The sequence below is a fragment of the Nocardiopsis sp. NPDC055551 genome (genome assembly GCF_053619415.1).
Genome location: NZ_JBSHJJ010000021.1, coordinates 1 through 10329 on the forward strand (window position 1 = coordinate 1; position 10329 = coordinate 10329).

The following is a 10329-nucleotide window of genomic DNA, read 5'->3' on the forward strand; positions in this document are numbered from 1 at the left end:
TTGTATCTCTTCGAGATAGCCACCCGGGGCCACACGGTGAGCCTTTGTATCTCTTCGAGATAGCCACCCGGGGCCACACGGTGAGCCTTTGTATCGGAGCGGCCCCGGACGATTCCCGGACATCGGGGACCCCGGCGCGAGGATGAGCGCATGGACGACATCGAGGACCAGGGCGACGCCGACATCGATCCCCGCGGCGGGTCGCTTCCCGGGATCGCGGCCGCACTCGGGAGGCCGGCGGCCGGGGCCGGCCTTGCTCACTGGGGCGGGCCGGCACCCCGCCGCTCCACCCCCACGACTGCGAGTGTCAAGGAGTGTGGCCCCTCGATCACCAATGGTGCCTAGGTGTGATCTTCGTTCCTGGATCACTGATAGTGCCTAGGTTTGATGTGTTGGTCTGTGCTGACTCACTGGTCCTGCTGGGGTGATTTCGTGGGTCGGTCCCTCCTGATCGGTGAATGAGGTTCTGATCCTCGATCAGGGTTGGTCGTTGGGTTCGGACTCGTCTGGGACGTCCCGGCGTGTGGGTTACAGGTCAGAGGGTGTCCAGACCGGTTTGGACACCGGTTTGGAACGGGGTTTGGAAGGGGTCTGGACTCGGGTTTGGACAGGGTCTGGACAGGGCCTGGAAAGCAAGGAAGGCCCGCCCCGGGTGGGGCGGGCCTTCGTCGTTCCTACGCCCTGGCGCGCCACCCGTGGCGCACCTCTGCGAGCAGTTCGGTCCAGGGGGGCCGGCTGGCCGCGCTGCTGTCCTCGCGCACCACGGCGGCGAGGTCGGTAACGGCGGCGGGGGGTGCGGAGTCGAGGGCGGTGATCCCCAACTTGGCGCGCATCCGGGCGCGGTCGAGGCGGCCGGTCGGGCCGGTCGCGTGGACGGCCAGGAGGAGCGCGAGGTCGATGTCGGTCTGCTCGATCCGCTCGCTCACCTGTTCGCGGGTCAGTCCACCGGACCGCACCAGCAGGTCCAGCCACCTGATGATCTCGCTCAAGGGGTCTCCTTCCGTGGGTGTTCAGGATGACGCCCCGGGCGCGGGCCCGGGGCGTGTTCGGCGAGTTGCTCAGTGCTGGGACGGCGGGGTGGCCGCCAGGGCCTCGATCCGGTCGAGGTCTTCGGCCGCCAGGTCGACGTAGCCCAGCTCCGTCAGGTGGTGGCACCAGACCGGCTCCAGCCCCGGCTCGTCGGTGAACTCGGCGGTGGTGACGCGGCCGGCCGCGTAGGCGGCGGTACGGTCCGCGAGCACCTGGAGTTCGGACAGGTCCCACCACCCGACCCGGGCGACTTCGCGCTCGGACGGGTCGAGGTTGCCGGCGACTGTGGCCTCGAACAGCTGCCAGGTGTGGCCGGTCGACCCTTCGCGGCGGCACCGGCCGGGGTGGTAGCCGCCACCGGGAAGGCGGGTCAGCCCGGTCACGAGCAGCCCAACCTCTTCGGAGACCTCCTCCCGGGCGGCCGCCTCGTAGGAGTCGTGCTCGTCCAGGGCGTGACCGGCCACCGGGGCGATGCCGGCCGGGGCGGTTCCCCGCTCGATCATCAGCATCTCGGTGCGGTCCTCATCCAGGATCAGGACACCGACGCTCGTCTTGCAGCAGGTCTTGGGCATGATGTGGGTTCCTCTTCGTTCGTCGCGTTCGGGGAGGGTGGCCCCACCAGAGCGGTATCTCTGGTGGGGCCGGCTACATCAGGGTCAGACGGAGGCCAGCTCGCGGGTCTCCTGCACGGTCCAGGTACCGCTGTCGTCAACGGAGATCTGACCGGCCTCAGCCAGACGTCGCCGCTCTCCGTAGAGCCAGGACTTGCCGCGCTCGACCCCCATGTCCCGGAGCGCGATCTTGAGGTCGTGAGTGGTGAATTCCTTACCGACCCCCCACTCCTCGATCAGGGAGTCGACCGCCGCCTTCGCCTTCTCCGCCGACATCTGGGTGCCCTTGCGGGCCTTGGACGGCAGGATCAGTTCCGCTTCCCCCTCGACCGGCGCGAGCTCGGTATCGAGGTCGCCCACGACGTCGGGGTTGTCGTCCTCGGTGTCCAGCACGATCGGGTCGATCTCCTCGCGGTCGTCGTCCTCCTGGTCCTCGATCTCGGTCACGGCCGGGGTCTCCTCGATGTCGTCGGTGTCCGGCGCGGCCGGCGCGGCCCCGCGGCTGGCAGCGAGGAACTCGGTGTACGGCTTGCCGAACGCCTTGCGGGTGACGTCGTCGAGCTTGCCGTCCTGATCGGGCAGGGACTCGGCGGCCGGCGTCAGGACCGTGTTCTCGTCCTCCTTGTCCGTGGTCGGGGGGCCGAACATCTTGATGGGCGTGGTGTGCCGATCCGGGGCGGCCTCACGCACCGCCGCGTAGGCGGACCCGGGCTGGAAGTTCTGCCATCGATGCGGTTCCGCGCCGGCCTCCAACACGTAGTCCGGCAGGGCGAAGCTCGCGTCGCCATCGGTCTTGACCCCGAAGGAGATCGAGTCGCCGAAGTTGGCCCGCGCGTCGGTGTCGATGTTGCTGTAGGTGGCGCGCTGGAGGGAGACCTCCAGGTGGATTCCGGCGGAGCGGGCCATCTGCCCGAGCTTGACCAGCTCGTCGAAGTCGACGAGCTCGGCGGCTTCCTCGATCAGGATGTGCAGGAAGCTCAGCCCGCAGCCCCGAGTCCACCCGGGCAGGCCCTTGGACCCCAGGTAGTCGGCGCGGGCCGTGGCCGCCCGCTCGATCGCCTTGAGCATCGCTTTGGCCGACTTCTTGTCGAAGGCGGTCCACCCGATCGCGTGACCGACCGGCCCCAGGGTCTGCCGGCCCTTGGACAGGTCAATGGCGCACACGAAGGTGTCCTTCCTCGCAGCGATGTTGAGGATCTTGACCTTGCCGTAGACGCTCTTGCCGGACCCGGACATGCCCACGGTCAGGGTGTGCCGGTCGTCCAGGCCGTCGAAGAACTCGGTGCCGTCCTCGTACAGGCCCAGCGGACCGAGGGGGCCGTCCGCCAGCGAGGCCCCGACCATCTTCGGGTCCAGGCCCGGCCACGGGATCAGCTCCTTCATCACGTTCTTGGTGATGATCACCAGCTCGCCCTTGTCGGCCCGGTCGGGGTCCTCGGTGATGCGCACCGCGCCGGGAGCGACCTTGTACAGCGAAGCGAGTTCCTGGCGGCGGCGCTGGAGGTCGTCGACCGTGGCCCCGCCCTCGAACTCCAGGGTGCCCTTGACCATGGCGTCGGTCTGTTCCTTGACGCGCATGGACACGCCCCGCAGGCTCAGCACCTCCTTGACCTTGGCCCACGGGATGATCTGCCGGCCTTCCTTCGGGGTCTCCGGCGCGACCTTGTCGCCCGCCCACAGGTGCACGTTGGCGATCGCGGCGAGAGTGGCACCGCCCAGCAGCATGATGTCCAGCACCGGGCGGCCGGGGCCGGCCAGCGTCGCCAGGGTCAACCACCCCGTCGCGGTCGAGGTCATCCCCACCGCGATGTGGTGGGCGTACCAGGTGCGGGCCTCGGTGAGGGAGTGCGTGGCGTAGGTGACGATCGCGCCGGCCGCGAGGATGCCCGCGGCCGCGAGCCCGGTTCCCCACCCCAGGTCGCCCCACAGCCAGTGGGTGAGGTAGCCGGCCGGGATGAGGATCGGGATCGCGGACCAGGGCCGCATGTAGTCGCGCAGGCGCGGCTTGACCGGCCGCTTGCTGTCCTTGTCGTCCTGCTTGCCACGGAGCGATACCAGCTCGCGAGACATCGTGTACTTCCCTTCGTGTGGCCGGGGGCCGCCGGGTGGCGGCCCCCGGTGAGCTGGTTCGTCAGGCTTCGAGGTCGATGGTCTTGCGCTTGCCCTTGGGCTTGATCAGGTGCTCGAAGTGCTTGATCATCGACCCCCAGGTGCGCACCGACTCGATGCCCACCGTGCGCTGGGCCTCAGCGGCGCGGCGCAGGTGCCGGGCGATCGAGCGGGCCTTGGAGCGGACCGTGCGGTTCGACTCGCCGGCGGCCGGGGGCAGGTCCTTGAGGGAGGCCTCCAGCTCCTGGGCCGAGTACTCCAGCTCCATCGCGATCGCGCGGGAGAGCTTGCGGACCTTCTCGGTGTAGAGCCGGATGTCCGAGCCGGTCTCGAACTCGATCATCTCCAGCTCGTCGATGATCGTCTTGGCGTACTTGGACTCAGCGCTCACGGGACTCCTTCGGGTTCTTCGGGCGGGTGATGACGATGGCGATGACCCCGCGGCCGGGGCCGTACTTGCGGACGTGCGCGGCGTGCAGGTGCTCCCGCCAGGTGCGGCCCAGCCACGCGGCGGCGTCCGCGAGCTGGGAGCGGATCGGTCGGATGTCGAGTCGGGCCGAGATCAGCGAGTCGGCGTGACAGATCAGGTGATCGAGGAAGGCGGCACCCGCTCGCAGGCGGGTGCGCCAGTCGGTGCGGGTCACTCCTCCTCCTGTGCCGCCAGGCGGTCGCAGACCGCAGCGACCGCGTACAGCTCCACGGCGTCGGTCGCCAGGCTGAGCGCGCCGGCCGCACCGACCACCAGGGGCCAGACGACCTCGCCGCGGTGGATCATCCAGACGGCCACCGCCAGGCAGCCCACGAGCAGCACCGCGCGGAGGGCCAGATCGACCGGGCGCATGTGGTGAACACCGTGGGCGACTCGGCGGAGCAGGGCGGTCAGGTCGATGCGGACGGTCATGGAGGGCTGGGGGCAGGTCATGATGCGATCTCCTCGAATCCAGGAAGTGGCAGCTGGTCAGCGCAGAGCGGGCAGCGGGTGTTGTCGGGGGTGCGGTGCCGGCGCGGCTCCCGGCACCGGTCGTCCTCGGGTACGGGTCGAAGGTCATCCACGTGCGTCACTCCCCGGGCGGTACTTGCGCACCGTCTTGGGGTCGACCCCCAGGTCCTTCGCGGCCGCCTTCACCGGGGCGGTGGGGTGGGTCTTGTAGTAGTCCTCCACCCGCTGCCGGGCGGTCTGGGAGCGGCGCCGGGCGGCGTCCTCAAGGGCCGGCGGGGCGTCCGTGGAGGGGTGGATGTCGCCGGTCGGACCGTGGTCCCCCCCGGGGGATGACGTGTCGTCCCCCCCGTGATCCCCCCCGTGGTCCTGGTGGCGGAGGAAGTCGGCGGCCTGGTCCGCGATCTCCTCCCCCACGATCTCCAGAGCGTCGCGGTCGCGGTCGGCGCGGCGCGGGAGCGGCGGCAGCTCCTGGTCCTCGTTGTCGACCGGCATCTCGGTCACCGTGGTGCGGTCGATGTCGCCCACGAGCTTGGTGATGGCAGCGGAGGAGGTGACGGCCACCAGGTACGCCATCACCGCGAACGCAGCGGATCCGGCGGAGGTGATCGCGCCCACCGGCCCGGACCCGATCGTGGCCCCGACCATGGAGATCAGCAGCGGCACGATCATCAGGCCCACCAGCAGGTTGCGGACCAACCCCGTGTCCGGCAGCCGTCCGGCGCGGGCGAGCTTGCCGGCCCACAGGATTGCGACCGTGGACATGCCGGTCAGGGTGATCTCAGCGATGTAGCCCACCCCGTCCGCAGCGGCCGGATAGTGGGTGACCAGGGCCGCTTCCAGGCTCATCGCGGACCCGATCGACAGCACGATCGAGGCCCCCAGGCACAGCCGGGAGAACCGCGTCCTGCTGCGCACGAGGTCGAGGACGGTGTAGGCCGGGTCGGTCGCGGCGCGGGCGGCGTCCACGGCGGCAGCGGCCCGGATGCGCTCTTCCTCGCGGCGGTCGGTCTCGCGCACCTTGCGCAGTTCGCGGCGGTGCTCCATCTCCAGGCCAGTCGCCAGCCGTTCGGCCTGGAGGCGGTCGGCGTCGGAGCGGGTGTCCGGGTTCAGTCGGGGGTCGGAGAGCAGCGTCTGGTTCGGCACGGACGCGAGCGCCTGAGCCTGCCGGGTCCGCTCCTGGAGGGTGGCCACCACGTCCGGCGTGACAGCGGCGCGTTTGCGGAGATTCATCGGTGGTCCTTCCTGGTCAAGCTGCGGAGGGTTTCGAGGTCGGAGCGCCGGTCGATGACGGGCGGGCCGACGATCAGCCAGAACAGGCCGCCGGTCAGCAGCAAGGCGAACAGCGAGATCAGCTCAACCACGGCGGCGGCTCCTTCGGCGGGAGGTGACCCGGGCGAAGACCAGGCGGGTCTGGGACAGGCGGCGGATCCGGGCGCGGACCTTGCGGTAGCCGGCGGCGACTCGGAGCGCTCCGAGGACCAGGAGCAGCACCACCACGGCGGTCGCGACCACGGCGGGGAGCATGTCGGGGGTCATGCCGCTTCCTCCTGCACCGTGGTGCCCTGACGAGTGGTGCGCACGAGCCCCTCGCCTCGGAGGAGGCGGACGGCCTTGTGCGCCGTGCCGGGGCTGACCCGCCAGGCGGTAGCCATCTGGATGACGGTGGGGAGCCGGTCCCCCGGGGGCAGGGAGCCCGTGGCGATGAGCTCCCGGTAGTGGTCTGCGATCTGGACGTATGGAGCGGCAGGTCGAGAAAGGGTTGTGATGAGCGAGATACTGGGCATCCGGGTCGTCCTTCCTTGAGTGGTGGCCCGGGGTCGGCCTCAGCGGGTGCATCCGCTGGGGCCGTTTTGCGTTTCAGGTGTGCAGACCATCGGGACGGGCCGCAGCGTGCTGCGGTGATCCAGCGCGGTTGACCCCGTGATGAGGGGGCTGGTCTGCGGTAGTGCTGTGAAGTTCTCAAAGCTCAAGTGCCTACGGGCTTCCACTCGACCGAAGTCGGAGTCCGCATCCGGGCCGGTCTCTGCGGACCGTGTATGTGTACTGTAGGGCATATATATGGTCCGTGTATACACCCCTTGACATATGAGCCTAAGAATTTTCGAATTCGCAGGTCAAGGCGTGTATATACAGCCTTGTTCATGGCGCGTAGACTGAAGATCCGATCATCAGACCGCATATATGCCTTCAAGGAGGCCCTTCATGGCTCCCCAGCTACAGCGACCGAAGCCCCCATACGTCCAGATCGCAGACCACTACCGGGAGCTCATCGCCACGGGCTCCCTGCGCCACGGCGCGAAGATGCCGACCGTTGCCGAGATCGCGGACCGCTGGTCCTGCTCCCCAGGTACCGCGCACAAAGCCCTTCGCCAGCTCCGCGGTGAAGGCCTGATCGACACGAAACAGCAGGGCAGCACGGTCAACGGAACCCGTGCCGTCCCCGAGCCCTCCGAGCGGGTGCGGCGGACCGCTCTGCCAGAAGGGGCCGACGTGGAGGTCACCGAGGTTGGCGTGGTGCCGATGCTTCCGTCCGTAGGAGCCGCGCTCGGGGTCAACGCGGACGCAATGAACATGACGGTGATCCGCCGAGAGGAGATCTCACGCAGGGAAGGTCGTCCCTACAAGCTCTCCGTCATGTGGGTGCCTGTCCCCTTCTCCCAGGAGGTCCCCGAACTCCTGGCAGAGGCCCCGATCCCGAACACGGTGGAGCTGATCGGGAGCCGGACTCCCCGACAGGCCACAGACGGCAGGGACTACTTCGAGGGCCGGACCGCAGATCAGCGCGAGGCCAACGCGCTGGGTATCGAGGTGGGTAGCGCACTCCTGGCGGGTACCGCCGTATGGCGTGACAACGAAGGACCCATCGCGTACTACGAGTTCGTTTGCCCCCCCGGACACGTCGTCAGCTCCGCTTACCAGCTCCTGCCTCAGGCGTAGAACAACCCAAGAAGGCCCGCCCTGGACAGGGCGGGCCTTCTTCATGCCCAGATCAGTCCTGGATCGGAGAAAGACGTCCCTGCGCTCGAAGACGAGCGATCCCCGCGGCCGCCACCTCTCGGTTCGCGGACACCATCTCGGCCCGGATCTCCGCCAGACTCTCCACACTCAGTGGCTCCGGCTCTTCAGCAACCGTCAAGGCCTCCTGAACGGGCGCAGCAGCCCTTTCCCCGTCGCGCGGCTCTGGGACGTCCAGGCGGGCGTCTGAACGCCGCGCATCCCATCCGGAGCGGTCCGAGCGGTTCGGGAGGATCCGCGTCTCCGCGATCTCCTCGACCTGAGTCGGTGGGAGCACGTCGACCCCCCACTCCAGACCCCATCGCTCGATCAGGCGCCGCACCGACTCTTGCCCGTTCCTCTCGGCGGCGTGCACCAGCTCCAGGCGCCGGCCCCGCTTCGGCGCGATGTGGGTGTACCAGGTCTCGCTGGGGAACACCGCGACCGCAGACGCCGCCGGGTCATCCGGAGCCGCCAGGTCCGCGTCGGAGATCTCCTCGACCTCGATCAGGTCCTTGAGGAGGTCCTTGATCTTGGCCGAGTACACCAGGGCCCGAACCATGTGGGACCCCTCCTCGAACTCGCGCCAGATCATGACGTCCTGCTTGCGCAACTTCTCGTCACGGGTCTCGTCAGCGGAGTCGGCCACGATCTCGAACGGAGTCCGCCGGCCCGCCTTCCGGCCGGACTTGACGTCGCCCCGGGTCATCTCCGCCCCGAGCGCCCACGAGGCCTGACCCTCACCGGACTTGATGAGGTACCGGGCCAGACGGACCCCTTCACTCATCTCACCGAGCGGCGCTTCGGCGGCACCTGGCACGTCGACCCGCACCCCGTGCTTCTCCGAGGGCCGGTAGCCGCCCTCCTTTTCCAGCGCGGCAGCCCAACGGGTGTAGGCCGCGATGCTGAACTCGGCCGCGGTGCGCTCCGTCCAGGGGGTGTCGAGGAACAACAGGACGTGGAAGTGCGGGTGCCAACCGTTCGGCCCCCGGGTGACCTCCCACGCACGGGCGTAACCGAGGATGCCGAACTGGTCCTTCATTCGGACCCACATCTTTCCGCCCTTGGCCCCGAAGCTCCGGGACCACGCGGCGTGCTGGATCTTGACCAGGTCCTTGAGCACATGACGCTCGAAGTGCCTCATGGTCAGGGTCACCATGGCCACGCCGTGACCGGCGGTCTCCCAGGCCTCGACGTAGGTCTGGAGTTCGTCTGCGCGGCCCGATCGGATCCGGCCGGCGCAGACCGGGCACAGGTGGATCTTGGCGCAGGTGGACAGTCCGCCGAAGTAGGCCTGCCCGGCACCCTTCATCAGGGTGGACGCGCCTTCCACGATCGAGTAGCCGCATGCTCGCGCGGCCTTGTCCAGCGTGATCTCCCGCACGCGGTCTTGGAGTCCCCAGACTTCATCGCGCAGGCCCGACTTCCAGTCCGCCCCACCGTCTTCGGTCGGGGGCGTGGCCGGGAGGCCCTTTTTAGACCGCCCCGTAGGCCCAGCGAGCTTCTGACCTGCGCGGGTAGTACTGCCCCCTGTACTACCAAGGCGCACGTCCGTGGAGGGCTGAGGCGACCTCGCACGCGCATCTTTCGTTGTGTCGGAACGGGTTTGGGTTACCCTGGACAACGACGGCATCACGTCACCGATCTAGACCGGCTGCAACCGGTCGGGTCAGGCCGAACGCATCCGGGCTGCAACCCCGCGTTCGGCAGCAATAGAGAACAAGCTGTTGACATCAGGGTCGGGGCGCAATCCCGGCCCTTTGTCATGTCCAGCATCATCGCGCATCCGGGGGCACCCCGAGCGCTTATCCACACCCCGCCCTCTCCAGTCACACCCCAGACCGCGAAAAACGCCCAGGCCAGACGGCCTAGGCGTCGTCACGAAAAGACATTCCCCTCCGGGGAGGGCCTCGGGAATCCAGGATGGGGGAAGGGACCGGCGGCCGGGTGCGGCGTGCACTGTGGCCAAGGTCCGGGGTGGCGCGGCCCCATCCCCTCATCCACCGGCGGTCAAGACCTATCCCACCGGAGCCGGGGAGACACACCCTGGCAGGCACCGGGCGGCTGCGAGCTCGTTCCTCACTCGGTCCACCCGGCACCCACCAGGGCGCAAGCCCGAGCAAGCTCGGGTGTCACCCCGACACCGGCGGGATGTGCCCTACGGGCGCCGACGGATGACGGGATGGAACCCCACCACGAGCCCCCGTTTTCGAGGGGGATCCGCCCAGCGAGGGTCCTACCGATCTCGTCCTCCAGGAGCACGAGCACCAGGACCCGATCGAGGACCAGATCCCCATCACGACGCCACACACCTAGGCACTACTAGTGATCGAGGTCAGGTACACGCCCGTGCATTCCTCAAACGAGGGAGCCGGCGCGACACCTGTACGCCGTCAAGGTGCGGGTTTCCCGTTTCCCGGATCGAGGGCAACAGGCAACGGGATGTACCCAGGTATCTGGGATACCGGCGTGTCGGCGTGTCGTCCTGAACCTGGAGTGCGCAGGTATCTGCGATCACCGGTCGTCGGCGTGTCGGATTTTGAGTGAGCCTTTGTATCTCTTCGAGATAGCCACCCGGGGCCACACGGTGAGCCTTTGTATCTCTTCGAGATAGCCACCCGGGGCCACACGGTGAGCCTTTGTATC

At 68.6% G+C, this 10329-nt stretch carries 12 protein-coding genes; 1 reads left to right on the forward strand and 11 read right to left on the reverse strand.

Annotated elements, in window-relative coordinates; all coding sequences use genetic code 11:
- Nucleotides 1–674 precede the first annotated feature (674 nt).
- The 10 genes from ACWGSK_RS27360 to ACWGSK_RS27405 form a co-directional block, all read right to left on the reverse strand.
- Complete coding sequence (locus ACWGSK_RS27360; protein WP_452457166.1) at nucleotides 675–989, reverse strand: hypothetical protein; 315 nt, start codon at nucleotides 987–989, stop codon at nucleotides 675–677.
- A gap of 69 nt (nucleotides 990–1058) precedes the next feature.
- Nucleotides 1059–1601, reverse strand: a complete 543-nt coding sequence (locus ACWGSK_RS27365; RefSeq protein ID WP_452457167.1) for an NUDIX hydrolase — start codon at nucleotides 1599–1601, stop codon at nucleotides 1059–1061.
- 84 nt (nucleotides 1602–1685) lie between these two features.
- On the reverse strand, nucleotides 1686–3710 hold the full coding sequence (locus tag ACWGSK_RS27370; protein ID WP_452457168.1) for a type IV secretory system conjugative DNA transfer family protein: 2025 nt from the start codon (nucleotides 3708–3710) through the stop codon (nucleotides 1686–1688).
- A 61-nt stretch (nucleotides 3711–3771) separates the two neighbouring features.
- Nucleotides 3772–4140, reverse strand: coding sequence for a hypothetical protein (locus tag ACWGSK_RS27375; RefSeq protein ID WP_452457169.1), 369 nt, complete (start codon nucleotides 4138–4140; stop codon nucleotides 3772–3774).
- A complete protein-coding gene (locus ACWGSK_RS27380) occupies nucleotides 4130–4393 on the reverse strand; it encodes a hypothetical protein (protein ID WP_452457170.1) in 264 nt (87 codons plus the stop codon). Before ACWGSK_RS27380 ends, ACWGSK_RS27375 begins: the two co-directional genes overlap by 11 nt.
- Nucleotides 4390–4671: a hypothetical protein gene (locus tag ACWGSK_RS27385; protein ID WP_452457171.1), complete on the reverse strand. Its 282-nt coding sequence runs from the start codon at nucleotides 4669–4671 to the stop codon at nucleotides 4390–4392. Before ACWGSK_RS27385 ends, ACWGSK_RS27380 begins: the two co-directional genes overlap by 4 nt.
- Nucleotides 4672–4794: 123 nt before the next feature.
- Complete coding sequence (locus ACWGSK_RS27390) at nucleotides 4795–5919, reverse strand: hypothetical protein (RefSeq protein WP_452457172.1); 1125 nt, start codon at nucleotides 5917–5919, stop codon at nucleotides 4795–4797.
- Nucleotides 5916–6050 carry a hypothetical protein gene (locus ACWGSK_RS27395; RefSeq protein ID WP_452457173.1) on the reverse strand — a complete coding sequence of 45 codons (135 nt, stop codon included), beginning with the start codon at nucleotides 6048–6050 and terminating at the stop codon, nucleotides 5916–5918. Before ACWGSK_RS27395 ends, ACWGSK_RS27390 begins: the two co-directional genes overlap by 4 nt.
- Nucleotides 6043–6225 carry a hypothetical protein gene (locus ACWGSK_RS27400; RefSeq protein WP_452457174.1) on the reverse strand — a complete coding sequence of 61 codons (183 nt, stop codon included), beginning with the start codon at nucleotides 6223–6225 and terminating at the stop codon, nucleotides 6043–6045. The genes ACWGSK_RS27395 and ACWGSK_RS27400 overlap by 8 nt, the downstream gene beginning before the upstream one ends.
- Nucleotides 6222–6473: a GntR family transcriptional regulator gene (locus tag ACWGSK_RS27405; RefSeq protein WP_452457175.1), complete on the reverse strand. Its 252-nt coding sequence runs from the start codon at nucleotides 6471–6473 to the stop codon at nucleotides 6222–6224. The genes ACWGSK_RS27400 and ACWGSK_RS27405 overlap by 4 nt, the downstream gene beginning before the upstream one ends.
- 418 nt (nucleotides 6474–6891) lie before the next feature.
- Between ACWGSK_RS27405 and ACWGSK_RS27410 the strand changes: the two genes are divergently transcribed.
- Nucleotides 6892–7626 (forward strand): GntR family transcriptional regulator, encoded by a 735-nt coding sequence (locus ACWGSK_RS27410; RefSeq protein WP_452457176.1) that lies wholly within the window; start codon nucleotides 6892–6894, stop codon nucleotides 7624–7626.
- A 52-nt stretch (nucleotides 7627–7678) separates the two neighbouring features.
- Here the strand turns inward: ACWGSK_RS27410 and ACWGSK_RS27415 are convergent, their stop codons facing one another.
- Entirely contained in the window at nucleotides 7679–9067 is a 1389-nt protein-coding gene (locus ACWGSK_RS27415) for a protein rep (protein ID WP_452457177.1), read from the reverse strand.
- Between the last annotated feature and the right edge of the window lie 1262 nt (nucleotides 9068–10329).